21 protein-coding genes are annotated in these 26,983 nt (G+C 48.4%); 11 read left to right on the plus strand and 10 right to left on the minus strand.

Translation table 11 applies throughout. The features are described from left to right. The first annotated feature begins 138 nt into the window (after positions 1 to 138). From RGQ30_RS10195 to RGQ30_RS10205, 3 genes are read left to right on the plus strand one after another with little or no spacing between them, the layout of a single operon-like run. The gene (locus tag RGQ30_RS10195) at positions 139 to 1,512 is read left to right on the plus strand and encodes a hypothetical protein (protein ID WP_130556025.1); all 1,374 of its coding nucleotides are present in this window, start codon (positions 139 to 141) and stop codon (positions 1,510 to 1,512) included. Continuing rightward, on the plus strand, positions 1,509 to 3,422 hold the full coding sequence (locus tag RGQ30_RS10200; RefSeq protein WP_130556024.1) for a phospholipase D-like domain-containing protein: 1,914 nt from the start codon (positions 1,509 to 1,511) through the stop codon (positions 3,420 to 3,422). Before RGQ30_RS10195 ends, RGQ30_RS10200 begins: the two co-directional genes overlap by 4 nt. Then, the gene (locus RGQ30_RS10205; RefSeq protein ID WP_130556023.1) at positions 3,409 to 6,132 is read left to right on the plus strand and encodes a DEAD/DEAH box helicase; all 2,724 of its coding nucleotides are present in this window, start codon (positions 3,409 to 3,411) and stop codon (positions 6,130 to 6,132) included. Before RGQ30_RS10200 ends, RGQ30_RS10205 begins: the two co-directional genes overlap by 14 nt. A gap of 204 nt (positions 6,133 to 6,336) precedes the next feature. Here RGQ30_RS10205 and RGQ30_RS10210 read toward each other — a convergent pair whose 3' ends face one another. Together RGQ30_RS10210 and RGQ30_RS10215 are read right to left on the minus strand one after the other, a co-directional pair. Further along, positions 6,337 to 7,533 (minus strand): RtcB family protein, encoded by a 1,197-nt coding sequence (locus RGQ30_RS10210; RefSeq protein WP_130556022.1) that lies wholly within the window; start codon positions 7,531 to 7,533, stop codon positions 6,337 to 6,339. Next, the gene (locus RGQ30_RS10215; protein WP_130556021.1) at positions 7,511 to 7,888 is read right to left on the minus strand and encodes a cyclic-phosphate processing receiver domain-containing protein; all 378 of its coding nucleotides are present in this window, start codon (positions 7,886 to 7,888) and stop codon (positions 7,511 to 7,513) included. The genes RGQ30_RS10210 and RGQ30_RS10215 overlap by 23 nt, the downstream gene beginning before the upstream one ends. Before the next feature lie 182 nt (positions 7,889 to 8,070). Between RGQ30_RS10215 and RGQ30_RS10220 the strand changes: the two genes are divergently transcribed. Together RGQ30_RS10220 and RGQ30_RS10225 are read left to right on the plus strand one after the other, a co-directional pair. Further along, a complete protein-coding gene (locus RGQ30_RS10220; RefSeq protein ID WP_130556020.1) occupies positions 8,071 to 8,385 on the plus strand; it encodes a hypothetical protein in 315 nt (104 codons plus the stop codon). Between the two features lie 36 nt (positions 8,386 to 8,421). Then, on the plus strand, positions 8,422 to 8,970 hold the full coding sequence (locus RGQ30_RS10225; RefSeq protein ID WP_130556019.1) for a hypothetical protein: 549 nt from the start codon (positions 8,422 to 8,424) through the stop codon (positions 8,968 to 8,970). Here the strand turns inward: RGQ30_RS10225 and RGQ30_RS10230 are convergent. Continuing rightward, positions 8,942 to 9,478, minus strand: coding sequence for a hypothetical protein (locus tag RGQ30_RS10230; RefSeq protein WP_130556018.1), 537 nt, complete (start codon positions 9,476 to 9,478; stop codon positions 8,942 to 8,944). The genes RGQ30_RS10225 and RGQ30_RS10230 overlap by 29 nt on opposite strands. Positions 9,479 to 9,537: 59 nt before the next feature. Here RGQ30_RS10230 and RGQ30_RS10235 point away from each other — a divergent pair, with 59 nt between their 5' ends. Then, the gene (locus RGQ30_RS10235) at positions 9,538 to 10,101 is read left to right on the plus strand and encodes a hypothetical protein (protein ID WP_130556017.1); all 564 of its coding nucleotides are present in this window, start codon (positions 9,538 to 9,540) and stop codon (positions 10,099 to 10,101) included. A gap of 4 nt (positions 10,102 to 10,105) precedes the next feature. Here the strand turns inward: RGQ30_RS10235 and RGQ30_RS10240 are convergent, their stop codons facing one another. Then, positions 10,106 to 10,795 carry an SIR2 family NAD-dependent protein deacylase gene (locus RGQ30_RS10240; protein WP_130556016.1) on the minus strand — a complete coding sequence of 230 codons (690 nt, stop codon included), beginning with the start codon at positions 10,793 to 10,795 and terminating at the stop codon, positions 10,106 to 10,108. Positions 10,796 to 10,914: 119 nt separating this feature from the next. Between RGQ30_RS10240 and RGQ30_RS10245 the strand changes: the two genes are divergently transcribed. Beyond that, on the plus strand, positions 10,915 to 13,107 hold the full coding sequence (locus RGQ30_RS10245; protein ID WP_338284382.1) for an AAA family ATPase: 2,193 nt from the start codon (positions 10,915 to 10,917) through the stop codon (positions 13,105 to 13,107). A gap of 98 nt (positions 13,108 to 13,205) precedes the next feature. On the opposite strand, the gene RGQ30_RS10250 is transcribed toward RGQ30_RS10245, so the two are convergent. Further along, positions 13,206 to 13,415: a hypothetical protein gene (locus tag RGQ30_RS10250; protein ID WP_130556014.1), complete on the minus strand. Its 210-nt coding sequence runs from the start codon at positions 13,413 to 13,415 to the stop codon at positions 13,206 to 13,208. A 139-nt stretch (positions 13,416 to 13,554) separates the two neighbouring features. On the opposite strand from RGQ30_RS10250, the gene RGQ30_RS10255 reads away from it, so the two are divergent. Next, entirely contained in the window at positions 13,555 to 14,145 is a 591-nt protein-coding gene (locus tag RGQ30_RS10255) for a hypothetical protein (RefSeq protein WP_130556013.1), read from the plus strand. 124 nt (positions 14,146 to 14,269) lie between these two features. Here the strand turns inward: RGQ30_RS10255 and RGQ30_RS10260 are convergent, their stop codons facing one another. The 5 genes from RGQ30_RS10260 to RGQ30_RS10280 form a co-directional block, all read right to left on the minus strand. Beyond that, positions 14,270 to 17,518 (minus strand): UvrD-helicase domain-containing protein, encoded by a 3,249-nt coding sequence (locus RGQ30_RS10260; RefSeq protein ID WP_130556012.1) that lies wholly within the window; start codon positions 17,516 to 17,518, stop codon positions 14,270 to 14,272. After that, entirely contained in the window at positions 17,515 to 20,376 is a 2,862-nt protein-coding gene (locus RGQ30_RS10265; RefSeq protein ID WP_130556011.1) for a PD-(D/E)XK nuclease family protein, read from the minus strand. The genes RGQ30_RS10260 and RGQ30_RS10265 overlap by 4 nt, the downstream gene beginning before the upstream one ends. A gap of 174 nt (positions 20,377 to 20,550) precedes the next feature. Further along, positions 20,551 to 21,351, minus strand: coding sequence for a hypothetical protein (locus RGQ30_RS10270; protein ID WP_130556010.1), 801 nt, complete (start codon positions 21,349 to 21,351; stop codon positions 20,551 to 20,553). Between the two features lie 16 nt (positions 21,352 to 21,367). Beyond that, positions 21,368 to 21,856, minus strand: a complete 489-nt coding sequence (locus RGQ30_RS10275; protein ID WP_338284383.1) for a YbjN domain-containing protein — start codon at positions 21,854 to 21,856, stop codon at positions 21,368 to 21,370. A gap of 115 nt (positions 21,857 to 21,971) precedes the next feature. Then, positions 21,972 to 22,964, minus strand: coding sequence for a helix-turn-helix transcriptional regulator (locus tag RGQ30_RS10280; protein WP_130556008.1), 993 nt, complete (start codon positions 22,962 to 22,964; stop codon positions 21,972 to 21,974). A 236-nt stretch (positions 22,965 to 23,200) separates the two neighbouring features. Between RGQ30_RS10280 and RGQ30_RS10285 the strand changes: the two genes are divergently transcribed. The 3 genes from RGQ30_RS10285 to RGQ30_RS10295 all read left to right on the plus strand — a co-directional run bounded on the left by RGQ30_RS10285 (position 23,201) and on the right by RGQ30_RS10295 (position 26,982). Next, positions 23,201 to 24,766, plus strand: coding sequence for an AAA family ATPase (locus tag RGQ30_RS10285; protein ID WP_338284384.1), 1,566 nt, complete (start codon positions 23,201 to 23,203; stop codon positions 24,764 to 24,766). A gap of 66 nt (positions 24,767 to 24,832) precedes the next feature. After that, the gene (locus tag RGQ30_RS10290) at positions 24,833 to 25,795 is read left to right on the plus strand and encodes a hypothetical protein (RefSeq protein ID WP_130556006.1); all 963 of its coding nucleotides are present in this window, start codon (positions 24,833 to 24,835) and stop codon (positions 25,793 to 25,795) included. Next, entirely contained in the window at positions 25,792 to 26,982 is a 1,191-nt protein-coding gene (locus RGQ30_RS10295; RefSeq protein ID WP_130556005.1) for a phosphatase domain-containing protein, read from the plus strand. Before RGQ30_RS10290 ends, RGQ30_RS10295 begins: the two co-directional genes overlap by 4 nt. The last annotated feature ends 1 nt before the right edge of the window (position 26,983 follow it).

Raw genomic sequence — 26,983 nt, forward strand, 5'->3', positions numbered from 1 at the left:
TTAAGTCAAAATACCTAATGCCGCCTTATATTAATGTGTCAACCTCACAAAATCAGTTAAGTTAAACTGTGCAATTTCCAGTGCGGGAATAATCTCACCATTGAAACTTTCGTACGTTCATAATCAATATCAGGACCTATGTTTCTAGCTAAATACCTTACCGAATATGATGACCGCTTGACTGGTGAGTCATACATCGACCCTCTCGGTATGTTGATCATCTGGACGAGTTTTGGTCAAAAGATTTTCAATAACCGGGTCAATTCAATCTCTAACGACGTACGCAACTACACTCTTAACCTATTCAATCACTTCCTCGTCCGCCGTATCATTCAAGACGAGAAGGTTGTAATGAGCAAGCGTTTGTCGAGTGTGTATGGGAATAAAGACAGCCTGCTTTTCAAGCAGGCATGCCTTCTTCATCTTGAAAATATTTTTGTCTTCTCCGTTCTCGAGTACGAAAACGAAGGAGTGGACAGTACTGGGGTATTGGGTATTGCAAACGGTAGACGACGGTGGAATGAGTCGCAAAAAAAACCAACACTTGTTTTTAGTCATGAACAGCAGGGTCAGATTCTCGTCCGGCAGTTGGGCCTAGGGGTTAGCGGCCGCTATAAGACTCCACTGCTAGAGATTGGGTATTTTGACCGCAATTACAATTACCACCTTCCCAACGCTGAGACGTTATGGCAAGAAGCTGAGCAGTTTTTTTTTGCCTCACCACTGCAACCTCTAGCCGATTTATTTCAACAGCATATTAAAAAATTGCTTCATCAGGACTCTAAGAAACCAGAGATCAATTTTTCAGACTTAAATCAGGAACTGCGCAAGACTTACGCAAAAGTTTTTTCCTCTTCGGAAGCGGTTGGTAAACACGCCCGTAACTTCTGGCTCAAAGCCACAGGTCTAGACCAAGGTGCTGCAGGCGCATTGCTAAAAGTTCTCGATAACAATCTCGAGGGCGCACAGACCGAGGACCTTACGCCGCAGCGTTTGATGGCTGAAAGTGATAGAGCGGGTTTGTCGGACTATGATCTGCTCAACATGGCGCATATTGAGCAGTTAGAGCCCTTCCTCGCTGACGTAACGTTGTTGTTCACCTTGATGACACACAAAAAATCCCAATTACTTAAGGACGTTATAGAAAAATGGGACTCCTTTGAACGGAACAAAAAAGCCCTTCCAAATCACGCAAAGATGTTAAAGAAAAACCTTGCGCTACTTAATGTTGTCAAGGGCACAGCTCGGGCGCGTCTTGATGCTCTGCTTGAGCTCGCAGACGCTCCTAGTCTGCGTGATCAGGTCGAGCTTCTGGTGGAATATCATGGGCAGGTGATGAGCGAGCGCAATCAAGCGCCATGGCTACGGTTAGATGGCGATCAAATAAAGTTACAAGCTCGCCCAATGTCTGAGCCGTGCAAACTAGAATGGCCCTTGGGTGCTTGGTACCACAGCTATTACTTGCCACAGTTTCAGCGACTGGTGCGCGGATATCAAGGAGGGATGGGATGAAGCTCCTGAATTCCTTCGTAGATCAAATCAAATCACTCGGTGAACTTCGCTATGTCTGGCTCACAAGTTTCAATATCAATATTGAGTTTATCGAGACCTATTTGCTACCAGCAGTTTTAGGGATGGAGCAGCCGAAGGCGCGCTCTGACTATGAGCATCTTCAGATTGAACTGACTCAGAAAAATATCGACTTCCGCATTTTCTGCGATAAGCGCTTCATGGGGGCTGACAAGAATAAACGCACCGGTGTTCCAGTGCATGGAGTGTCTCCTGCTAAATGGGAGAAAAGATTCTCCAATGACAGCCTATTTCATCCTAAGGTGATCTATTTAGAAGATGTTAAGGGTAATCGGATCTTGGGAACCGGCAGCGCTAATCTTACCCTAAGCGGATGGGGGCGAAATCAGGAAGTTTTTTCTTTCCAAACTATCGAAACAAAAGAACAATATGATGCGGTCAAGCTCTTCTTTGGTGAAATTGCGGCAAATGTGGATTTGACTCACCGCTTGCCAGACAGAAGAGGACTATCCAGAGCACAGGGTGACTGGTCATTTATCCATAGTTTTCAAGATAGGCCATTCATTGCACAGCTGTTTGATAACACCAACGCTAACGAATTGTTGGTATGGTCGCCCTATTTGTCTAAAGACATGGTCGCATTTGTCAAACGACTTGCGAATAACGTATCTACTCCAGGGCTGAAGATTCACCTGGTTCCAGATCTTGTTAACGGCCAGTTTATCCGAACGCGATGGACTGATTCACTGCAAAAAATGACTAATGACGGTGTTCTTACGTTCTATAGAAATCCGTCGGCCCTTCATGACAGCGTTGAACTTTGCCATGCCAAGGTATGGAAGCTGGGCAGTAAACTGGCTATCGGCTCGTGGAATTTCACGGTCAAGGGAGCGAACTTGCTGGATCAGGCTGGCCGATCGGACAAAGGCGTCAATATAGAGGCTGGAGTGATAGTCACTGATACCAACTCTTGGCGCAGTGCTGTGGGTAAGAAAATTGATGTGACAGATTCTGCTTTTGCATCTGATGAGCTCCTGAGTGAAGAAGCTTTGGATGTACCGGACCAGCTTCCATTCGATATTTATGTTGAGTTCGATTGGCGAGAGCAAAGTTACAATTTCAATGGTCAATGGCACACTGGCGAACCAAAAGAAGGTTTTTTTCTCAAGGTTCCAGGGCACAGAGATTCCATCTGCCTAGATTGGAAGCCTCGTAAGAAAGAACTGAAATCTCAAAAAAAACTGAGCATAAGTGATCCGAGGGCGCTGCTACACGAGCGGCGCTTTCAGGTGATACGGGATGGAAGTGAAGTCTACAGGGCCTTGGTTACAGAAACTGAGCTTACCTATCGACGTTGTCAGGCATTTGAGTCGATGGATGACTTACTAAATGCATTCCTTTTCGATGGTGCTCCTAGACTCGATAACAATATCCCCTTTCGGCTTCCAGTCGATGAAAGTAGCATAGATCTAGCCGAAGGTTTTGGCGACACACCGCAAGGCGATTTGACACAAACAAAGCAAGCCATCAGTTATTTCCGCATGTTTCAGGCTACCCATCAATACGGTAAAAAACTGGAGGCGATCAATAATGTTTTAGAACTCAACAGTTGGGTTTTTGCTCGCCCAGGCTGCTTGGTTGAGCTTGTGGAGAAGACGAATGAAAAAGTGATAGTGAGTGAGCCCACACTTTTCAATTGGTTTTTAGCCCAGGAGGTAAGGGGGCTATGTCAAAAAGCAGAGCTTAAACGCGGGGAATTAGGGAAAGAAGGAGACTCAATGCCAGATTCACGCTGGAATGAGCTGAGAGTAAACATCCCATGCTTGCCTCAGAGTATTCAGCCAGACTATGTCAACTTCATCCAGAAGGAGTGCAAGTATGTCGGGCGTTGAATGGGGAGTACTCCGTCCAGAATCTGTAGCAGACTGGATAAACTTTGACCACAGTAATCCAGAATGGTGCTATGAAGGGCCTGATTCGACCTCGATGGCCTCGCGTCAGACCGAGGGAGTTGCCTATCTATGGAATCTGCTTTCCCTCCACGGTGTAGCGCTTCTGGCTGACGAAGTTGGGATGGGAAAGACATTCCAAGCCCTAGGGATAGCTGCCCTGCTCTGGAAAATAAAACCGAACGCTAAAGTGTTGGTGATGGCGCCCAATAAAGACATCTGCGCCCATTGGCGGCGTGAATATCACGCTTTTGTGCAGTTTCATTACCGGCAGATTGACCATCGCGTAAAAAATGGAGTTAACAGTGGTCCAATGCAGTCCATAGAGACCTGTTCTGATCTGGAAGTTCTCGCCACTGCTGTAGAAAAGGGTACTGACCACCTCTATCTCACCACCATCCACGCCCTCAGCGGACTGGTTCCTACAAGTGACAAAGGTACTGAGAACATACGCATCGCTCGCGGGCGTGCGCGTGAGATACACGACCAAATCAAGGCTGCAGTAGGTGATGGAGGCTTTGATCTCATCATCATAGATGAGGCCCACTACTTCCGAAACCGTGATGGCGGCTCGCAACGAGTTAATGCTGCAGAGGAGTTCTTCGGTACTTCTCGAACGGGACTAGGGAACAAGGTGTTGCTGCTAACTGCAACCCCTAGCCATACCAAAATCGATGATATTCGAAATATCCTGATGTATTTCCTGAAGACCGACTTAGACTCAAATTGTTCGGTGGGTGAACTGATGACAAAATACGGCCTGCGGCGATTTCGCCGCATGCAAGGATTGAAGTGCGATTACAGCAAGAGGGAGTATCGAATAGAGAATGACGTACCCTGCGATTTTAATCAGCGCCCAGAGTCAGAAATATTCTTTGCTTTGTATCAAAAGAAACTAGTCACTGAACTTGGAATGACAAGGGATAACAAAAGTTTACTTTACGGTTTTTTGGAGGGGTTTGAGTCCGTCGGGCGGGCAGAGACGGAACCTCTACATACGGAAGTCGCTGATATAAGCATCGAAGAAAGTACAGGCAAGGATTATTACAAGGCCCACGATTCCGAGCTATTGGCTAGGCTCAGCGCCCGGTACTTTGAAACCTTCAGATGTTTACCCGATCATCCAAAATACGGTAGTTTAGTTAAGCAGTGCACGCCTAAAAATCTATTTGAGAAATCACGTGATCTGCACGAACATAAGCATCTGGTCTTCGTTCGGCGCATCCCCTCGGTGCGTGAGCTAACCCAGCGCATTAACGAAGCCTATGACACCGTTTTGGCGAAGAAGATCTATCAGGCCTGGGGCTTGAACGATGACGACCGAGTAGTGAATAAGTGGCGTACATCCAAGCCAGCGTGGTCGCGCATCGGTTTCGATGAACTTGTTCGGCACTGCCAATCAAATATCACTCCTCAAGAAGAGGATTTCAATGATGAAGCACCGCCAGATGCCAACGACGAAAATGACGCATATCTCGGCTCTGCAATTGCAGACCTGTTTGTAGTAAAAAAAGGACGTCACGGCAGTACTGATGCATCGAATGTTAGTCTTCGCTTCAGAAAGCCTGAGAGCGCTTTCGCAATGTTTCTAGAACCATCCATCGACTACAAATTGGGCGGTTATCTTACCTACTACAAGTTTGAGCAAGGTGGGAAGCATCGCGCTGACTATGTTACCGCCGCACGGGAGGCTCGGTTCCGAAGGCATACCCTGCATACACAGGAATCCGTGGCCACCCGTCGGACGTATGACACCCATAAATACGTTAAAGAATTGAAGACGGTTTGGTCCCTCGTTTATCCGCAGCTTTCCAAACTTCAGAAAAAAAAACTCGATGACTGGGCACAAAATCGTCCCGATATTGCTGAGAACTTTGCGAACTATGTGAGGACGGGGTTTCTGTTCGCCAGTCCGGTAATGGTTGAATTTTATGCGTGGTTCACTAAGTTCAGTCGCAACTGTAATGACGTGGATGTTCAGGTGCGATATAACGCGTTTGTAGACTACGTATCGGACCAGATTGAGGAATCACTTACACTAGCTTACTTCAAGAGCGCACTAGATACCTTCGAAGTGCTTTGCGAGAAAATCATAGATCACAAGCTTGGGGCATGGCAGAAAGAGTGGAGAGCCCTTACATCGCTTCAGAGCCCTGCGTGGTTTGCCAGCGGAGAGTCTAAAAACCGTCAGCGGCTGATTCTTGGGTTTAACAGTCCATTCTATCCTAATGTCTTGGTTGCAACCTCAGTGTTTCAGGAAGGAGTCAACCTACATCTCCAATGCCGCAAAGTTCATCATTACGGCCTCGCAGGATCCCCGGGGGATAATGAGCAGCGTGTTGGGCGCGTTGATCGTCTATTTGGCAAAGTCAACGAACTGCTCAAGATTGACAGCAAGGTCGAGCTAGAAATCAATTATCCATTTCTGAAAAATTCAATTGACGAGGATCAGGTCGCCTCTTTCATCGCAAAGAAGTTTCATTTTGAAGAAAAGATGGATACTTGCACACAGGGAACATTCAACCGTTCTGTAGAGTTAACCCGTGAAAATTGGCGCGATTTCCTTCGAAGGCCTAAAGAGTCAGTCGCTATTAAAGATCCATATCCAGCTAAGTTTGACAATATTAACTTACCAAAAAAAGATCTTTTCTAAGATCTGATACTTGTAGGATCGAGACTCTTTTACTCGCAGTGGCTAATGGCTTAGGGAGCTTGAAAAGGACTACAAATAGCCGCTTGAGGGATTGAACCTGACACAATTCAGAGAAAAGGGCTAGCTTTAGATTTACCAGCAAAAACCAGAAATTGAAGTTCTTGGAGGTGGGAGCTTAACTCACAGGCAAGGTGAGTGAATCTTTCACCCCTTCACACACACCACCTGCTTCAACGTGTGAACCACCTCCACCAAGTCAGACTGATTCGCCATCACCTGGTCGATGTCTTTGTACGCTGCGGGAATTTCATCCAGCACCGCGGCGTCTTTCCTGCACACCACACCCTCCGTTTGCCTGATCAAGTCGTCTACCTTGAATTTTTTTTGAGCAGCACTACGACTCATCACCCTACCCGCTCCATGTGCACTTGACTCAAAGCTTTCGGGATTGCCCTTGCCCCGAACGATATAACTTTTCGAGCCCATGCTGCCTGGCACAATACCCAGTCTACCCTTCGATGAACGAATGGCTCCCTTGCGCGTTACCCACACATCGGCCCCAAAGTGGGTTTCTCGCTCCACATAATTGTGATGACAATCAATCGCTTGTACGTCAACCTCGAAAGGTGGCAATAGACGTTTCATGCCGGCAACCACGGCGTTCAACATGGCCCTTCTGTTTTCCTGCGCATAGCGTTGCGCCCAGCCCACCGCCTTGACGTAGTCTCCAAAATACTGCGACCCTTCCTCGAAATAGGACAGGTCCTCGTCGGGCAGTTGGGCATCGTGCTTCAACATTTCTTCACGTGCCAAGGCGATGAAATGGGTACCTATGGTGTTACCAATTCCACGGCTTCCGGAATGCAGCATCACCCATACACACCCGGTTTCATCAAGACACAGCTCGATGAAATGGTTGCCGGTTCCAAGGGTACCAAGTTGATTCACCCAGGTATTCGAATCCTTAAACTTTTTGGCAACAGCCGGGTGCGCTTGAAGAATTTCGTTAAGTTCGGCCGACAGGGGCTTGGCAAAATCGGCGGGTGCACGGTGCGGATTGTGTTGATTCCTCCCCACCGGCACATCTCGAGTAATTTGATGAAAAACACTTTTCAATAGCTTTTCATCCAACTGTTCAGCACGCAGGCTTGTTTTGGCGGCAATCATCCCGCAGCCAATGTCGACACCAACAGCAGCAGGAATAATGGCCTTGTAGGTCGGAATCACACTACCGATCGTTGCACCCAGGCCCGCGTGAACATCAGGCATGGCAGCCACATGGTGGTGAATAATAGGCAAACGCGCTACGTTCTCTAACTGCTTCAAAGCCTGCGAATCAACATCCTGCGTCCATACCTTGACGGGTACCTGCCCGCGTTCAATTGTCAGTTTCACTGGCATTCTGCACTCCCTTCTGAGTTTGTTTTGTTTCTTCCAGATACTGCTGAAATGAAGACAACAGACAAATGATGTTTTCGCGACCGACCGGGTTCATTGAATGCACCGTCCACTGAAACGCATCAATCGACAAATCGATTTTCGCATCCAGATGGGCTTCAATCAGCCATTTCGCAAGCTCAATACCGTCCGCCTGACCTTCGCCCAAGTCATGGTCGAAACTGATCTGATCAGGCAAGCCATGTAGTTCAATGGTTTGAATGGCCTCGTTCACCGTTCGACAAACCACCCACCCGCAATCGGGATTAGGGGCTCTTACATCATCAAGATAAATCTTGTAGCCCACTTCACTGTCCACATTTCAAAACTAGATTTTATTCGCCAATACGACACATTGTGTCGCATTGAAATTTAACATGGCTTCTCGTTCAATCACTGAAAATCACCATGTACAAATTCACATGCGTTTTATTGTTGTTGCTCTTTCCATTAATGGCCTGGAGCAAAAGCCCCTCTGTTCAAGAAAGCTGCAAGCAAATCATGGCACTTGCAAGCGAAGAAGGAATACTCCATGTCATTGAACACATCAAGAAATGTTACGCCGACAGCAACACGGTCATCGCGAACAACAAACAGAAAACCCTGACCTGTGCGGCAAAACACATTACTGCAATTCACCTCGACTCCGGTGTTACTTCAATACTTGGTTACCCACCCACGCCCTACTTGAGCAACGAGGAAGGCAGCATAAAAATTCATCATCAGCTACTGCAGTCTGGCATTTCAGGAAACGAGGCGGAAAGCGTGGAGATCATGAGCAAACTCAACAAGCAGGTCAAAGCCTGTCTTCGATAAATCTACTTTTTAATCAACAGTTGTAAGGATCAACAAATGGAAAAAATCTACACCCCTATCGCTAACGTCGTTGTTGCTTTCATTCTCACCCTGGGTGCACTTCATGGCACGGGTACCCTCGTTCCCAATCACAGTTACGCCACGGTTAACTACGATGACGGCTACAAAAAAATCGGGGTGATCAGCAGTGAAGATATCTTCACCGAAGTATTGATCGAACTGGAGGGCCGTCAGCTTTTAAATGGTGATCTGGAAGACGCATTGAAATGGATTGCGGAAAATTCTGGTGAAAACGAGCAAGAAAGAAAATCCATCACCTACAAAACAGGATTGACCGTGACAGCCTCGGCAGGTGTGTCCTGGGTAGGTAGTGAAAGCCCGTTCAAGTTGAGCACGGAATCAGTGAATCTGAAATCCACAAATGCCAGACCGCTTACCCCAGATTCCATTTCTGACAGTCTGCAAGCCATGTTCAACAAGGCCAAGGCAGAACGTACTCTCAATTCTGAACAGGCCTTGAGCTACGGCCTGGCACCAAGCCAGTCGTTCCTGTTGTCTAAGTTGATCGCGGCGATTGCAAACTGACCCACACAGATTTGATGTAATCAGATTCATCAAACCGTACTTGCTCGGCAGGCCTTATCTTTGCCCAGCAAGAACGGTCAGGAATCCCAAAATAATCGATATAGGCGCCAGTCTCAAAGCGATGAAACAGATCAATCATTGGCTGTATCGCAAACTCCTTGAGCAACTGCCTACGCGTTGAAAAGTGAATTGTTTTGCAATCAATACCCCCACAACCACAACTCAAACGCCGCCCGGCTTTTACCAGATTGAAAAAGCCCATGGAAAGGCAGTCAAATACCTTTCCTTCGTCCATGACCCAAACAGCCGTTTCATAGGAATTGACGGCAATGCGAAGTACTCCAAATGGGTGCATCAACTCCATGCAAACGCAATACCTTCGCCTTGTGGTGACTTTCAGATTGAAACCGCGATCTTGCAAATGCTTGAACAATTCATCTGCAATCCAGGTGACGTAGGTTGGAATCATGAAAACACTCCTGTCTAAAATTGGATCGTAGTCCAGCATGCGACACTCGACGTCGCAGCAGGACCTACAATTAATCAATCGAACTCAGGAGATTAAGGATGAAAAACTCTGAAAAGATTGAATTGCAACTGCGTAAAAAATTCGGGCTGATCGCTCAAGTTGAAGGTGAATGTTCAACAAGTGTGCTGCCAAAAAACGCAGCAGGGTTTTCTGTCAAGGATCTTGAACGATTTCTAGCCAAAGATGGCAAAGCTGTCGATATTAAACTCCTGAATGTCTTTGTAGACAGGAAAAGTGCCCAACTTGGAAAGCTGGCTGAGCGATGCCATTCAGCAGAACAAATTCGTGATCAGGATCAAAACTTCAAAGCTGACCTTGAATTCGACATCCTGAGCAAAATTAACCAAAGTTTAAGTACTCAGCCACAGGGCCAACTGATGGCCCAAACCGTATTGGATGAACTCGAAGAATTTCCATTTCAGCAATATCGCGGCCCCATAGAGTTGTTTCAAAAACACTTCAAAAATCTGGATTCAACGAGCAGTCTCGAAGATTTCGCAACAAATATTGCCCAGGCAATCTTCCAACTGGTTAAACACCGTGACATTGCAAGCAGCTGCAAGGTACAAACATCAAACGTGGAATCATCACCTTTGCATTAGGCCTTTACAGGCTTTTGATGAGGTGGGTACATTCAGACGCCTTGGCGCGTATCCACCGAAACCCAAATGGCACCTGGCTCCCTACGTCCAAGGTAATCAGCATCTTATTAGCATGGAACCTGGCGTATCGAAGCAATCCTGCCGCAGGCTGAACGACAAGCGATGTACCAATCGCAACCACGGTCCCCGCTTCAATAACATGCCGCTTGGCCTCTTCCATGTTTTGTACTGACTCACCAAACCACACAATATTCGGTCGAATCTGAGAACCGAATTCACACAGGTCGCCAAGTTGGATACCTTTTTCAGAAATTGGATAGAGTCGATCGGCATGTACACTACTACGCCCACAAAGCACACTGCCATGCAGGTGGATAACCTGCCTGCTTCCAGCACGCTCGTGCAAGTCGTCGATGTTCTGAGTAATCACCACCACATCGTATTTCGCCTGTAGTTCAGCAATCGCGTGGTGCGCAGCAGTGGGTTCTGCTTGCAACATTTTCTGCCGCCGTTGGTTAAAAAAATCAAGTACCAACCCTGGGTTTTGCTGCCAACCTGTTGTTGAAGCCACCGACATCACATCAATTTTTTCCCACATGCCGTCACTGTCTCTAAACGTCTCCAGACCACTTTCAGCGCTTATGCCAGCACCGGTAAAAAACACGACTTTTTGCTTGTTTATCAGCGGCTTCATAGGCGCACCATCCTGTCTTTCTGGTTTTGAAACAGCTTAAAGCTTAAAGTCAAAAGCGACACATTATGTCGCATCGTTTGCGATACTTTGTGTGTTCAAACACACAAAGACTTATGTCCATGGCAACATTCACCCCCACTTGCATCAGCCCTTTGATCAAGCTCTACACGCTTACATTGCTGGAGAAGATTCATGCGAAGTACAAGATTCAACGTATCCTCAAGCAAGGTGAATTCGAGGCATATCGGATGTGTGCAACAATCGGGATTCCGCTAAGTCGGGCAGCGAGTATTGCACTGGAACGGAACAACAGAGACTTTATTCTTGAAGACAGTCTTGATCTTGATGATGCTGAGCATATCGCCAATTCAAAACAATTCAAGAAGTCGGTGTCGCTGGCCTACAAAAGAATCGTCAGCGAGCTCAAATCTGACGATGAGTTGTTCTCCCCCGATAAGCTACCTGGGTCGATGCCGCAAAACCTGCTTGCATTGCTCAAGCTCATACCCATGACCGAGATTGAGAAGCGGATTCTTGTTTTCGTTTATCTGATGCATTACGACACCGCCTTAGGGACTTGTGCCCGCGCCGTACGCGGTGTACACCACAGCCACGGATATTCCATATTGGCGGAGCTGCTGCGAACAAACGAAGAATCGGTTAAAGACGCACTCTCAGCAAACTCCCCCCTGATAAAAAGTGGGTTGATTGAATTGGAATTCCACAGACACCATGACTTGACTGAAGCGCTAAAACCGATGAATGAGCGCTTTCTGCATAATTTCGTGGACAACCCATCAGCCCATGAAGACATTTTCCGTACTGAATGGCGAACCGCCTCTCTTGGAACGCTGAGTTGGTCAGATTACGCTCACCTCGAACCACTGATCAGCGGATTGCGGGCATATGTGGACGCAACAACCACAAAGGCGGGTGTTGGTGGAAACGTACTGCTGTACGGACCACCCGGTACAGGGAAAACAGAACTGACACGGCTACTTGGAAAACTCGTTGATGTGCCTGTTTACGAGGTCAGCAGCGAGAATGATGATGGGAACCCAATTATTCCACTCAAAAGACTGAACTCGCTTCGAGCTGCACAGACCGTTTTACAAAGTCAACGCGCCATTCTCGTGTTTGATGAGGTAGAAGATGTCTTTTCATCCAGAGATGAGGACAGAAACTTCGATTCATCTGAATTCTCGCACATGAAAACTTCCAAGGCCTGGCTAAACAAAACCCTGGAGGAATCGAAGGTCCTGACCTTTTGGATCACAAACCAGACGAGCACAATTGATCGAGCTTACCTGCGCCGCTTCGATTTCGTGGCGAAGGTACCAGTGCCTCCGGTCAAGAGCAGAGAAACTCAAATCCGAGAACTACTGGGTACGAAAATCAAGAACAGCGTCATGAGTGCAATTGCAGCTCACCGCAATGTGTCGCCGGCCATGCTGAGTAGAACAGCCAAGGTGCTGTCGATGATCGAATCAGATATCACCGACCAGTCCGCGTTGTGCAAAAGAATGATTGATGAGAACCTGGCCGCCCAGCGTTATCTGCCAACAGGAACGGCAACGGCATCTTCCAACGCGGCACGTTATGAACCCACATGGGTAAATTGCCCTACAGACCTGTGCAGTATGGCAAAGCAGTTACATACATACCCAACAGGCCGTGTACTGCTATATGGCCCACCAGGCACTGGCAAAACAGCCTTTGGCCACTGGCTGGCGCGGCAACTGGATAAACCACTGATTCTGCGTAAGGTATCGGATTTGCTTGGGATGTATGTGGGTGAGTCTGAACAAAATATTGCGCAAGCTTTCGAAGAAGCGCAGAGAACCCAGAGCATCCTGATGATTGATGAAGTGGACAGCTTTCTTCAATCCAGAAACAACGCAAACCGCAGTTGGGAAGTGACCTTGGTGAATGAAATGCTCACCCAGATCGAATGCTTCGAAGGCCTGTTCATCGCTTCAACCAATTTGAATGAAGAACTGGATAGTGCTGCCTTTCGCCGCTTCGATATCAAGCTTCATTTTGATTACATCCGCAAGGAACAACTGCTGCAACTGGTTCAACGCGAACTGGCACACGTGTGGGCCGACAACGAGCCGCCCACGATTCCCTGCGAAGCTGCCCTTCAAATGGCATTTCAGGATGTCGGTCGATGCACACCGGGTGACGTGGCGGCAGTGATTCGGCAACATCGATTCAACCCAATTGTGGATGAGATTGATTTTGCAGCCCGCTTAAAGTCTGATTTGCTTTTAAGGCACAAGGAACGCAAGTCGATTGGTTTTCTGGGGTGAGGTGAAAGGCTCTTGAATGTGCAGTTAAGCGGACTTGATCACTTCGGGATGAGCCTCCCGAGTGACCTGAAGATCAGAATAAAGATTTCTAACCATGTTCAAGCCGTGCCGATCAAACGACCTTCACTGTTGTATGTGTAGGTTCGTCCGAGTTTGCGAATGGACACCGAACCCGAGGTGTAACCATGCAGCGCATCGCCTCTGGAAGTGACAACACTCAGATTGAACAAAATCTGATTACGTTCACCATACACAATCACCTTGTTGCCGCGCTGAATCACGGTCTTGATTTGTTTGTCCATTGCCATGGTTTGTGGCTCCTCATTGAAGTCATTTATCGATCAACTACAGACTTCATGATCTAGCACGAAGCGACACCTAACGTCGCACTCAATGAGATTCTCATTTTTCAGAATAGTCGACTCTGCAACCAAGAGAAAATCACACATGAAACACCTAACACGCAAAAGTTTTCTTCTTCATGGCCAATATAGAAACAACGTAGCGGAGGCTTCTTGGGACGACCGCCCCTCAGATGAGGACAACGTGCTCATCCCATGGCAGGCAATTTATGCTGTGCTTGGCATGCAAGCAACGCTGGATTACATGGTCAGCCTGGATGCATTGGTACTTGAATGCCGCCGTTTCGCGGTTTGGGCCACTGAACAGTATCTCTGGCTCCTTATCAAAGAAGAAAGCAAACAAGCGCTTACCGCAGCCAAAGGATTTGCACAGGGACTGGTCACTGACCAGGAGTTGGAAAAAAAGAGAAAAGCAGCCATTCGAACTGGACGAGAATTCGACTACGACACGGAACAACTGTATCGACAGGCCAATGCCGCGGTTATTTGGGCAGCGGGTACAGGACTGCACTTTGCTCCTTCGGAAGTGATCCGAAGGCTTCAACTCGTTGATTCGATGCTTCCAGAGAACCATGATCAAACTGTTCACGGCTCGATAAGAACGCGTATCGAAAAGGAATTCGAACGAATCATAGGATTCTTCGATGAGGAGATAGGGGAATCCAGGGCACCTTAATTCATACACTTTCAAATCACATAACTTACTCAAAACGCAGGCTAGTCTGAACACTAATCTGGAGTTTTACGACTCAATATCCCAACATTAATCGACATAGATCGTGATAAAAAACTTTTTAATTTCATGACCCAGCGATCTCTATTATCTCCCCCGCCCTTACCCTAGTCAGCGCATAAGCAGCATCACCAAACAATCGCCCATACACCTGCAACTGCAAAGCGTAGCTTTGCCAAACGCTTTCAGCATCTTTGGTCAAAGCGCCAGACTTGTGATCAATAACAACTGTTGCATCGGGCGTTTTCACGAGGCAGTCCACCTGCCCCACAACCACCTCACCGCCGGCACCGTCACGACCCATCACCACCTGCTCTACATAAATCTGTGCACTGCCGGGGCTCTTCTCAAAGTGCCTGCGTATCTGCTTGGCCAGTTCCTGCAACTGATCCAGGTTTTCAGTGCTAAGCCCTTCAGCCTGCATCGCTGCCTGCACCACAGGTGATTTCAAGTGCAATTCATGACCCGCCAAGGCTATTTCAAGTACACGGTGAATGGCCGTACCCAGTTTGTTCAATGGGCTTCCTGTTGCAAAGTCAATGGGCTGCGAAATGGTGCTGACCTTGCAAGGCACTGCATGCGCTTCACCCGCTTGTAACAAGGAAGGTGACACCTGCGCGCGAAACCGTTCTTCCTGCACTGTGCGCGTTTCAATAGCCAACCGCCCATGCGCCTTGGCTGGGGGGCGCAATTGAATGATTGGTTCCACAATTCGCATTGGTGAGTAATTCAATACATCCACCAAGGCCTCAAACTCTTGCCCTGAAATGAAAACCGATTTCTCTATCACCTTGAAATCAGTCAACTGGGCGAGCAGTTGAATACGTCGTTTTGATTTGGATTTTGAAGACAAATGGTAAGGAAGCCATTCCAGTACCAGTTGGTCGCGCGGTCGGCTCAGTGCCACATACAGTTCACGCAATGAAACTTGATTGGCCTCAAGGCGAAGCGACTCCAGCAAGGCCTCGCGCTTGGCATCAAAATCGTAATCTGGCGAAAATTCGATTTGGCTGTTTTCAATGATTGAATCAAAATCATTGAAATCCAGATAGCCGATTGAGGCATCAGGAACTCCCACTGTGGGTGATTTGTCCATACCGGCAACTACCACAATCGGCCATTCCCGCCCCTTTGACTTGTGCCAGGTCGTCAATTCAATGGCATGCTCGTCGTTGTAATTCGCCCGTGGACACAAGTCGTCTTTTCGTTGTGCCTTCAGGAAATGCAACCAACCAATAAAGGTGCCGATGCTTTTCCCGTGAAAACCTGCAGCGGCCAGGGTTTCAGCATGCGCATCCGAAAACTCGCGTGCCAAACCAATCAACTTGAACAGGTTGGCTCGCGCCTGCGCATGGTCGGGCCAGCGCGAAGCCAAATCAGTCAGTCCGCTTTCTTCCAGCATGGCCTCGACCACATCCTTCATCAACAAAGTGGCTGTGGACTTTCGCAATGCGTCAATGGTTCGGAATATCGGCAAATGGAGCAAACCTTCGCCCAACAATGCACTCACCGCCTCTTCAAGTGGCATGCATTCGAAGTCTGATGTTGCAACCATCAACTGAGCATGCTTGTCGCTGGGGTTGGCAATCAGCGCCAGCACTTGAATCGCCAATTGCACCTCGTCGGTGTCGAACCAGTCTTGCCGCTGCAAATTGACAGACAAACCGACTTTTTCAAATTCCCTGGCATACACCGCCAACATGCCGTTGGTAGGGCAAAGCACAGCAATGTCTCCGCCTTTGAGGGGGCGTGGCAAACCTGTTCGTCGATCAATTGCCATCAGCCCAGATTGCAACTTGTGTTTAAGTACCTGAGCCATATTGCTGGCGCGCCACACCAATTCAGAAGGGTGAATGACATCGTCATCCTCACCATCCTTCTTTTTGTTTTGGTCGGGCTTTTGCCTGAACTCCACCACATGCAGTGGCTTCAGCGGTGAAGGCTTGCCCTTCGCCTCAAGCGGATGGTAATTGGCGTTCATGCCTTTCTCACCAGCAAGGCCCAGGGTCAATGCGTTGATTACTTCCATCAATTTGGGTTGTGACCGCCAGTTCGATTCAAGGCTGCTGACCGAAACATCAGGATTTTGGATCAGTGCTTCGAACAAACGTGGATCAGCCCCCTGAAAACCCATGATGCTTTGCTTCACATCACCCACCAGTATGCTGGGCACACCCGAACCAATCAGGTGCCACAAGAAAGCAAACTGAATCGGGTTGGTATCCTGAAACTCATCCACAACCACCATGCGGATGCAGTCGAGCAATCGTTGCCTGCTTTCGGTATTGCGCAAAGCCTGCTCCGCATGGGCAACCATGTCCGTAAAGTCCAGCAATGCCGACTTCTTCTTGCGGTCGGAATAACCCGCCAAGGTTTCTGAAGCCCCTTTAAGCAGTCCCCCGAAATGTCGGCTTGCATGGGCCAATGGGCCCGGGTGCACAGCAAAATGGGCATCCACTGTCTGTTTCAGAGAGGTCGCCAATTCCGCATACCGTTCATATCCCGGCTTGTCTTTTGATCCTTTGAAGGTGATTTTGATCGCCGACAATTCTGCCCACAACGCCCAATCCGTGAGCAAGGCCTCCAACTGGGTGGCCCGTTCCAAAGCCCGGTAGCTTTGTTGAAACGCCTTGCGCGCACTTTCCGCTGTAATCTGGAAAATTTCAATTGGACAGTCCGGAAACTCTTTAAGCAACGCGACTACGCAGGAATGAACAGATTTGGCCATGTCCTGTGGAGAGCGTTCATGGTCGACTGTGCCGTATTGTTTTTCAATCCACTTAACGCTTCGGTTTAGAAATTCAGTCTCAGCCGAATGTCGGCCAGTGCTACGCAGCAAATCAATAAACTGTTGTAGGTGTTCCCGAAACACTGCTTCTGCAGAAACAAACTTTTTGCCTTTCATTCTGGTTTTGTAACCAAAGGTTTCAAGGGCATTCGACATGTCGGTCAATGCTTCAGAACCAACCATGGAAGTTCGTATCAGTTGGGTTTGCTCATCTTCATTCAACATGCGTGACGACAGTGGCAAGCCCAGATCAAAAGCCAATTCTTTGAGCAAGCGAAAACCGAAAGCATGAATGGTTGAAATGTAAGCTTCTTCGACTTGCTGCGCTTCCTCAAACAAACCCTCTTTCAACAACACCGCCCGAATTCGGCCTTTCAATTCCGAAGCCCCGGCTTCAGTGAAGGTCACCGCCACCAGGTTTTCAGGGCTCAACTCTCGCGACTTGATTTTTTCAAGCAAGGTTTGCGTCAATGAATAGGTTTTACCGCTGCCCGCCGAAGCAGAAACCGCTTTGATTTGTGAGTTCATTGTCCGTCCTCCTCCTCGTCATCTTGAGCAGCAATATCTCGAATGATCGACCGCTGAATGATGGGTGAAAGGGAATACACGAACTGACCAAAACCCAGTTTCTCGTACAGCTCGATTTCCGACTCCTTCACCATCGCAACCCTGCCATTTCTTAACTCATCAAACCGAGTTTTAAGCCAGGCCATGGCTTGAGAGGACACATCCTGACTCCAGGCCATTTCACCCACGCCCGCACCGTGCGGGCTTACCTTATTCCAGCCATTGATCGCCTGTTCTGGTTTGTAATTCGATGTGGCCAAGCGGTCCTTCAAAGTGAAGTACAGCACACCGTTCAATTTTTTCAGATTTGCGTGTCGTGCTTTTTCTGTGTCTTCCGGTTTTTTTGGGCCACCCGTCTTGAGCATTTCCTGATACAAACTGGCCTGCAAATCCACTTGCGCCTTCATGCGTTTTTCATACTTGTCGGCCTTGGCCGTTTTGAAGTCGACCACCAATACACCCTGATCAGGCAAGGATATGACGCAGTCGGTTTGACCATGAATGGGGTGACCATCAAAAGTGCCTTGCAACCAAAGCTCAGGGGCAACAACGCGCGCATTCAATTTGATCAACAGGTCGGCCCAGGCCTTCGCAGCGCTGATGACCACCGCCAACAAATTGTTGCGCTCAACCTGCCAAATGGCAGTGTTCAAATAAGGGGCTTTTTTCTTGATTGCATGTTCGAACAAAGCGGGGGCTTTGGCATCAATCTCCGCATGGCTCGGTACGAGGGCAGCATCACCTGTGAACAATGCTTCCAGCACATCGTGAGCAATCAGCCCACTGGTCATGGGTGTGAAACCATCCGGTTCCCAAACTTTGGGATCTGCGCCAATTTGCTTGAGCAACCACCCCAATGGGCAAATCAGCAAATCATCCAGTGCGCTGGGCGACTGCGGTTTCACCACCGTTTCCCATTCACCAGTGGAATTATTTTTGGTTTGTGACGTCCACAAGCCAAGCAAATTACGATTCAGCTCGAGATCTTGTGGTTCAGGTTGATGCCTCGCGGTCCAATCAATGGCGTCTGGAGTCTGCTTTAGTCCTTCAATGCCCTGCCTGTCGTGCTCGTTGGCAAGATCCAGAATCAGTGTGTGCGGATCGTCCAGTTGGCCAGCGACCACTGCCAGGTCGATCAGCGATTCTGACGGCTTCAACTCATCCCCCAACTCATTGAATGAAGGAATGATCAGGGTGAGTTTTCTTCGGGCTCGGGCCAATTGATTGCGAAGCATTCGTTTGGCAAATGCACGTTGATGACGCTGCAATTCCAGTGTTGGAACAACGCATGCCAACTCGTTCCATTCTGAATCGGACAACACCACCGGGTTGGAGCTGACTGCCGGGAATGAACCAGCAACAAAATCCATCACATAGAGAAATTTGTAACCCCGCCAGGCATGGCTTCCCTCATACACCACAGTAACCCCATCCAGAAACACGGCTTGGCGCACGGTGACATTGATGGGGGTCAATTCGATTGATTCGATAAGGGCATCATAGGATTTTGTAACGTCCAAAGCGTCCGATATTACTTTTGCAAACAGACTTTCTGTGTTGACCAACTGTTGATCATTCAGCCCTTGCATGTTCAACTCAGATTTCAAAGTGATCAATGCGTCAGACAAAGCAGGCCGAGGCAAATCCTGATTGAACAACTCGATCAAATTCAAATGCTTTTGCCGCAACCCCTTCGGGGGTTTGATATTGAAACCGTAACGATCAATACTGGCTGCCAATTCATACCCTGTGTCTGCAGACCAAGGCATCAATGGATTGGTCAACAAAGACTTGACCGCCAATTTGGGCGAAGCACCACTAAACATCATCAGCGCATAGCGCAAAAGCTCACCGGCCAGGTTGCGTTCATGCGCAATGTATTCCAGGTTGGCCAGTTGAAGCCCTGCCCTTTCGAATACCCGTTGTAACTGGGCATATGAATCAAATGATTGGGGAAGCAACACTGCAAAATCGGCCTGGGTTAATGCCGAATCGGAACTCAGTACTTGCTGAATCATGCCTGCCAGTACTTCAATACATTCAATGCGGTCGCGACACTGAATTACCTGCACACTGCTGTCACTGGGTTGCCATTGCGTACTTTTATCCAGCTCAGTTTGGTACAGGTGTGTTTGCAATATGAGCAGGTTGCTGCCGACGGTCCCCATCGCGCTCGCTGTGTTTTCATCAAAGGTATTCAGTGCACACAGGTAGCTAGCAATTTCTGCATTGGCATGAATGGCCGTTTGGCAATCTTCATCCAGGGTACGCAGAAACTGTTTGATCAGTTGACCACGTTGGTTAAACCGGGTGCTGCACAGCACCTTGATGGGCGTAATGGGCGCGTGTTTGCAACGAATCACTTCAATCGTCTTCTGTAGCCATTCAGGCAGGCAGCGACCGGCGTAGCTTGCTTCAAACAAATGCTGCATTTCTGCCAAACGGGTTTGTACGCGCGGCGTATCGGAAAACCCTTCCCAAGCCTGGCCTTGATGGTCTCCTGAAGCCAAAAACACTTTTTCCATGCACTGGGACAGGGTGGTGGCGACTCCACCCGGATCGTGCTGTGCCGATTTTGCCCAAAAGGCGTCGGGAAACTCTTTCAACAGGCTTTCAATACTTCTCGTGTCTTGGTCTTTGGCATAGAGATCCAGCAAGCGCTTTTTGTGGGCCAGCTCGACCAGCTCATCCAATGTACCTGCCTGTCCGTAAACCACACCACATTCGTCAACCAGGTGTCGGCGCAAGCCCCTTGCATACTCTTTGTCCGGGCAAAGAAAGAAAACATGGTGCTGCGGCAAATCGAAAAGTGTTGTCATTTGGATAGGATGAAAATGTAATGGCAATAGCAACCAATTAACCCGTCACAATAAATTATTGATTAAGTCAAATAATAGTCGCTTTTAATAGTACGCCTGCTCAAGTGAATGTTTGTCGCTTTGTGCGTTGTCTTGACTCAGAGAAAGTAAAAAACCAATAAAGTCTGGCTTGCTTTAATCGGTGCTTTGAAATCGCCGCCACACGGGTAAATGCAGGTACTGCACACCATATTTGTAATTTGAATGGCCGTTTAACACAGCAGCCAGACGAAATTCAAAATTAGAAACAGGAATACGAATTTCTGATTTCTCAAGCACCGTATTCTTGATGTCTTGATGAAACTCAATCGGCCGCACACAGGCGGTGTGAGCTATGCGAGATTTCACATCCACCAACACGGATCCCAAATAGGCGAAAGCAAGCGGAAGTTGCCCGACACAAGGCCAATCGAGCTCCTCGCTCACTGGGCGCATTTCAATGAAAAAACCGGTGTGCATGGCGCAACCAGCACCAGCCAGCCATGAGTCAGTCACTTGTATTGAACGGCTTTTCTCGAAATTTCTTGCATCACGCTCAAATGGGGCATTGATGTAGCCGCAGATTGATACCTGTTCCATGTACTCTTTCAAGTACGCTCTCGGGCTGTGAAAGGTATTCCACTGATACACATGGCGAAACTCGTGGCGCAGCAGCCGTTCGGAATAACTGCTGGCGCGAATAAACACCAGGTTTCCAAAGGTTAAACCGGCTGTGGTCGAATTCAATAAGCCGCTGTTTTCCAGAATCAAGCCCAATACACCATGTGTGGGCTTTGGGATTTCAGCCAGTTCAACCACTTGAATGTGCTGGGGGCACAGCACACCCGATTGTTTGGCCCACTCCAGTTCGGTTGGGGACAAGCTTCTCGCCTGCCCCTGTGTGGCAGTGGCCAACTGGCTTAAGAAGTGCTCTGCGGCAATTGCGATTTCATCCATTCCGGCATTCATCCCGTCAATTCAACAAGATGCTGCTGGGTAATTCCGCTGCTGGTTCAGGCAAACCGTCTGCTGCCTCAAGTACTTCCCGAAAGTGATTCACCCCAGCCCTGACACCGCTTAAAAGGTCAAGCAAATGGATTGCGAATTCGGTGGTGTGCTGATAGCGACACTCCGCAGTCACCCACACAATTGGCTTGCTCTGTCGGTCTACACAGAAAGCCTTGGCCACTTTGATATCGGTATTCACAGCATTGCAATACCTGTAGGCTTGCTCAAAAACCTCCAGTTGAGGGGCAATGTTGATGGCGCACAAGCGAATGAATGTGGGGTCATTGTCATCAAACCGAAGGTAGTACACCCGACCTTCCCATTTAAACTTGATATCGCCATCGTCATCCAGTTCGGGGCGAAACCCTTCTTGAGCCAACGACTCGACCATGTCGTGTGCAGAAATTCGCGGTTCTTCTGAATACGGTTTATTCACTGCTGTTTTTACGGCCATGGTTCCTCCCTCAGGTGTCATTGAACAAGTGGCAGGAGAAACTTTAAAGGCATGTGCGACTTAATGCGTCGCACTTGAATAGCTGACCATAATATTACCGCAAATCACAACATGCTCAAGTCTGCTCCAATTGCTCTTTCACCAACGCAGGTTCCAATACCCTGATTTGTGATCCAAACCCCTTTAACCACCAAATCAGTTGCTGGGTAAACGGCACAGATGCAGTCAAAACGATTTCACCATTGCGCTCTTCAATATGCTGGTCAACCGACAGTTTCGATTCCTGCAAGTGCTTGGCAAGGTGTTCGCCCACAATGGCCTTCAATTCAACGATTTGGCCATTTCCAAAATCAGCAAAACCTTCATCGAGATATTTGCTTAATTTGAACCCTTTGGGCTTTTCACATTTCACATAAGTGCGATGGGCGCTTTGAATGCGGTTCATGGCCAACAATCGAATGTCGGCATAGCCCTTGAATGTGGTTACCACATACACAATCCAGCCACGTTGAATAATGCCCAAGGGGTTGATGACATAGGTCTTCGATTGATCCTTCTCCCCATCCTTGCTGCGGCTTTTGTAATTGATTTCAATTTGCTCGTCGCGCAACAACGCGTCATACAACGCCACTCGGACTTGCTCATCAATAGTTGGGGCAATCAATGGCTGCATGGGCAACTTTACCGCTATCTTGTTTCGCCAACTCGACAAATCGTTGTCATGCTGTACCGCATCAAGCACTTTCTCAGCTTCCTGATTCAGATCGGTCAGGGTAGAAGACAACATGGAAGGCAGCAAATCACGCAGAGTCATTGACGCCATAACAGTCAACAAGGCATCGGATACAGACATATTGGGCGCATGAAAACCAGACGACAACTTCGACCAGCTCCAAAGATACGGCTGCTGGGTGTCGTCCAAAACAATTGGAAAACCCGAATCGGCAAGACTGATCAAATCGCGCTCGACAGTGCGTTTGGTCACTTTAAAGCCCATATCAGCCAGGCGCTGATGCAAATCACCAGCAGAAATGGAAGCGGGTTCTTTGGGAATCAAGCGCAACATTTCCCAATGGCGTATCAATGTACCTCGGGTGTCTTTGGGCATGGGTCAACTCGTGTCAGAAACTTGAAGTGTTGAATATGGTACGACGAATCGAGTCGCGCAAATCAGCGCGTTCTCCATGTATCCTGTTGAAGATAAAAATAGCTGTTCAATCACAAAGGAAATACTTCAACATGGTGTGCCGTGTTTTCCCCTCTGATTTCGAATTAAATCAAAGCGCCATCACTTCGGCTGCAATGGCCCGAGAAATTCAAACCCTTAAAACTCTCCAGAATGGATTGAGCGATTCGTACAGTGTGTTTCACTCTGTTCATTGGACTCGGGTACTCGATTCAAAATCACGCGCACTCGGTGAAATTGATTTCATTGTGATGAACCGAAGTGGCGAACTTCTTCTGATTGAACAGAAAACAGGGCCTTTGCTTGAAGCTCAAGGCGACCTTCTGAAGTCCTACTCACCGAACCAAGCAGCAAAATCGATCACTTTCCAGTTGTCGCGAAACCAGGATGGGCTGCTGACCAAATACCGGAAGCTGCACAACACGCTGCTAAACACCACCAATGTACTTTACTGCCCCGACTACAAGATCCTTGAAGCCAAGGTTTCAGGATTAGACAGAAACCAGATTATTGACAGCAGCGAGACTGATCTGCTGTGCCAGAAATTGATGAAACTGCTACCGGGAGGCCAACCCAGCAATGAAAGCAAGCAGATTGAACGCTTTCTGAAAAATGAATTGCTGATTCAGGAAGATCTGGTTCGAATTTCAGGCGCGCACAATCAGCTAACCACCCGAATTGCAGGCGGGCTTTCGGGATGGGTTGCTCGGCTAACGCTTGATCCTTATAAATTGCGGGTTCAAGGCACAGCAGGTTCGGGCAAAACACAACTGGCCGTGCAAGAAATAAAAGTGGCATGTACCAAAGGCCTGAAAGCTTTGTATGTGTCTTTTAACAGGCCGCTTGCCCGGCATATGAAAGAAATTTTCGAGGGTGAAGCGAATGTCACTTCGCTGTTCAGTTTTTGCGAAGAGCTGGTTCGTGCAGAAGATTCCGACCTGGCCAAGAAGCGCGGCTACGTGACCAATAGCCTTGATGATCTGTTTGAACTGGCTGCATCGATTGACCCACCAGAATCCGCCAAGTTTGATTTGGTGGTAGTGGATGAAGGCCAGGATTTCACGCAACAGCAGGCCGACTTTTTAATCTCTTGGGCAAAACCATTGGGGAAAGTGATCTGGCTGGAAGATCCCGTTCAAAACATTTACCAGAAACCCAGAGTCAGCCTTCCGAATTGGGCATTGATTAATGCGCCAGTCAATTACCGAAACCCCAAACCAATAGCTGAGCTTTTACACCTGTTACTCACCCGAATTTCGCCGGAAAGTGGTGATGGGCTAGGCTGTGCAAATCCGTTTGAGGGCTTGCCTATTAACTACCTGCGGTATGACAAAACTAACGGCACCGACATGAAACGTGCTACGGAGTCTGCCATTGCAAGTTTCTTGAGCAAAGGGTTCAACGCCACTCAAATTTCAGTACTCAGTTTCAAAGGCCAGGCTAAATCTACTTTATTGGCTTTTGACAAGCTCAATGGCCTGGCACTGAAAAAGCCGATCATTAACAAGGTTGATGAATACACCACCGGCGAACTGGAAACAGACACACTGTTTCGTTATAAAGGCCTGTCAAACTTGGCCATTGTTCTCACAGAGGTGGAGTTTGAAGAATTGAACGAACGGGTCGCTCGCCTGCTGTTCGTGGGCGCATCCAGAGCAAAGCTTGCGTTGGCCATTGTTCACGATTCACCACTTGAAAAGACAATTTCGACCCAAGCGATCTAATACGACATAATTTGTCGTATTACCTGAGAAACTACAGCCCATAACTTCAAAAGGATGGGCAATAATTTGAATTGGTTTGAGCAACTTACAGGCTTTAAAGAAAGCAGCTTTGAAGAAACCCAAAGTCTTCTGCGCTTTGAGGGAGATACCGTGTTTTGCCCCAGCAGTGGCAAACGCTATGAACTGGGGCGCTTTGAAATGGCATCCTTGGCAGATCTTCGACAACGCGTTCAAAATCTTGGCGCTGCATCTGCCGAAAGCGGCGTGAGCACCCAAATCAGCGTTGTGCACGCCGACGCCTATCAATTGCATACCCAAGCGCAGGCCAAAGGCGCTGTTATTCAAGCAGCCTCGCAATTCAACCTGCTTGAAATGACATCCCCGCATGTCACGCCCGAAGACGGGGTGACCCGCTATCAACACGATTACACACAAGGGCCCGCATGCGCCATGGCTGCCGGGCCAGCCACACTGTTCCGATACTACGGTATTTTGGTAGATGGTCGAAAAGGCCAAACGAGCACGCGGCAAGTAAATACGCTTGCGGATTTGATCAAGGCACTGGGCATTGCAGGTATTCAAATGCGAAATGGCTACGCCATGATTTCCAGTGAAGTACTGCGCGCATTGAATCAAAAACTGCAAATGGTAAACGCTGCGCGGCGTGAGCAACTCAAGGCGCTGCTGAAAGTGGGTGTGCACTGGAACACCCAAGTGACAGCCAAAGGCGCAGCCCGGGATCAAAAAGTAACGCAGGTATTTTGTTCAGCGCTGCCAATTGCCTACAACCAGGAACGGTCCACGGAATTGTGGGCGCCGTTTGCACAACTTGTGCTTGAAGCCTGTTACGAGGCCACGCTGTGCGTGGGGGTATTGAACGCAAGGGAAACCGGCAACCCCCATGTATTCCTGACACGGGTTGGTGGTGGTGTGTTTGGAAACCCAGCGGCCTGGATCGACCATGCAATTGACCTGGCCGTCGAAAGAACCAACCTGAACGGGCTGCACGTGGTGCATGTGCAGCGATGATTAAAACGTCAGGTACACATCCAATCTGCGTGGACTTTGTCGCCGTACCGGGCAAACCATCAATTCGATTTGGCATGACATTTTGCCCAGGCAAAGTACAAAGCCGCGCCGTGACTGGTCAATGGGCAAGAAATCTTGCCCAAGACCTGCTGCGTATTCGTGATGAATTCAATGTGCGCAGGCTTGTATGCTGCATTGAAGATCACGAATTTGAGCAACTCCAAGTTCGACCGATGGAGCGATTGTGTCAACAGATGGGTGTCGACTTTTATGCCCTGCCAATTCCAGATGGCGGAACGCCCTCATCACAAACAGAAGTCCGGTTCAGGAGTGAGCTTTCACGCTACCTGGAAAGCACCAAAGAAAATGGCTTTACCGCTATTTTCTGCAAAGGTGGCCTGGGCAGAACAGGCTTGATAACGGCCAGCCTTTTGATTGAATACGGCCTGTCTGCAGAGCAAGCAATCGAACTGGTACGAACAGCACGACCAGGCGCAATCGAGAATTGTCAGCAAGAGCAGTTTGTTGAGAATTACGTGCCCAGCGGGGTGACAGCGCAGATGCCCTTGCGACACAACTACATCCACGACTACCTATTCGACTCACACACTTGGGGTGAGGAAAAAGAGAGCCTCAGCTTTGACCAAATGAGGAACAGGATTCAAGTTGGATCTTGGGATGATTTTCTGGAAATGCCTGAGAGGGTCGGCCTGAATTCCAGTTTAGATTGGCCTCATGAACAGTTGGCTTGCCATTACCTGATTGAGTCTTTGCATGCACCACGCAGCAACTTGATGGAACGAATCACCCTTCCATTCCCTGTACGTATTGGTGAGTACCGCATTCCTGTGCATGCAATTTGTGCCGTACACAGAGGCCGAGCATCCCGCGAAGGGATGGCAATTTTTACCCTGAATCAAAGCCTTGAAAAACACCAGTCCATTTCGGAATTCAAGGAGCGGTTGATTCAGCAGGGGATTTTTATGGGGCAAGGCACGGTGACGCGGCCTGCCGAGGATGCAAAACCTCACGACAAGCTTGAACCCTTTGTGATGATTGGTCCAATTGCCCTGGAAAAAGCAAAAGCATTTGCCAAGGAACACTTGGTGGACAACTTTGTATTCACCAGCACCCTGAGGTTAACGAAGCTGGTTTTTACGGAGCATAGCGACAGAACTGAACCATAAA

The organism is Limnobacter thiooxidans (assembly GCF_036323495.1).
GTDB lineage: Bacteria > Pseudomonadota > Gammaproteobacteria > Burkholderiales > Burkholderiaceae_B > Limnobacter > Limnobacter thiooxidans.

What these genes read in the sequence shown, in the direction of transcription:
- RGQ30_RS10195 (WP_130556025.1), top strand. Translation starts at nt 139, where the DNA reads ATGTTTCTAGCTAAATACCTTACCGAATATGATGACCGCTTGACTGGT.
- RGQ30_RS10200 (WP_130556024.1), top strand. Translation starts at nt 1,509, where the DNA reads ATGAAGCTCCTGAATTCCTTCGTAGATCAAATCAAATCACTCGGTGAA.
- RGQ30_RS10205 (WP_130556023.1), top strand. Translation starts at nt 3,409, where the DNA reads ATGTCGGGCGTTGAATGGGGAGTACTCCGTCCAGAATCTGTAGCAGAC.
- RGQ30_RS10210 (WP_130556022.1), bottom strand. Translation starts at nt 7,533, where the DNA reads ATGCCAGTGAAACTGACAATTGAACGCGGGCAGGTACCCGTCAAGGTA.
- RGQ30_RS10220 (WP_130556020.1), top strand. Translation starts at nt 8,071, where the DNA reads ATGGCACTTGCAAGCGAAGAAGGAATACTCCATGTCATTGAACACATC.
- RGQ30_RS10225 (WP_130556019.1), top strand. Translation starts at nt 8,422, where the DNA reads ATGGAAAAAATCTACACCCCTATCGCTAACGTCGTTGTTGCTTTCATT.
- RGQ30_RS10230 (WP_130556018.1), bottom strand. Translation starts at nt 9,478, where the DNA reads ATGCTGGACTACGATCCAATTTTAGACAGGAGTGTTTTCATGATTCCA.
- RGQ30_RS10235 (WP_130556017.1), top strand. Translation starts at nt 9,538, where the DNA reads ATGAAAAACTCTGAAAAGATTGAATTGCAACTGCGTAAAAAATTCGGG.
- RGQ30_RS10240 (WP_130556016.1), bottom strand. Translation starts at nt 10,795, where the DNA reads ATGAAGCCGCTGATAAACAAGCAAAAAGTCGTGTTTTTTACCGGTGCT.
- RGQ30_RS10245 (WP_338284382.1), top strand. Translation starts at nt 10,915, where the DNA reads ATGGCAACATTCACCCCCACTTGCATCAGCCCTTTGATCAAGCTCTAC.
- RGQ30_RS10250 (WP_130556014.1), bottom strand. Translation starts at nt 13,415, where the DNA reads ATGGCAATGGACAAACAAATCAAGACCGTGATTCAGCGCGGCAACAAG.
- RGQ30_RS10255 (WP_130556013.1), top strand. Translation starts at nt 13,555, where the DNA reads ATGAAACACCTAACACGCAAAAGTTTTCTTCTTCATGGCCAATATAGA.
- RGQ30_RS10260 (WP_130556012.1), bottom strand. Translation starts at nt 17,518, where the DNA reads ATGAACTCACAAATCAAAGCGGTTTCTGCTTCGGCGGGCAGCGGTAAA.
- RGQ30_RS10265 (WP_130556011.1), bottom strand. Translation starts at nt 20,376, where the DNA reads ATGACAACACTTTTCGATTTGCCGCAGCACCATGTTTTCTTTCTTTGC.
- RGQ30_RS10270 (WP_130556010.1), bottom strand. Translation starts at nt 21,351, where the DNA reads ATGGATGAAATCGCAATTGCCGCAGAGCACTTCTTAAGCCAGTTGGCC.
- RGQ30_RS10275 (WP_338284383.1), bottom strand. Translation starts at nt 21,856, where the DNA reads ATGGCCGTAAAAACAGCAGTGAATAAACCGTATTCAGAAGAACCGCGA.
- RGQ30_RS10280 (WP_130556008.1), bottom strand. Translation starts at nt 22,964, where the DNA reads ATGCCCAAAGACACCCGAGGTACATTGATACGCCATTGGGAAATGTTG.
- RGQ30_RS10295 (WP_130556005.1), top strand. Translation starts at nt 25,792, where the DNA reads ATGATTAAAACGTCAGGTACACATCCAATCTGCGTGGACTTTGTCGCC.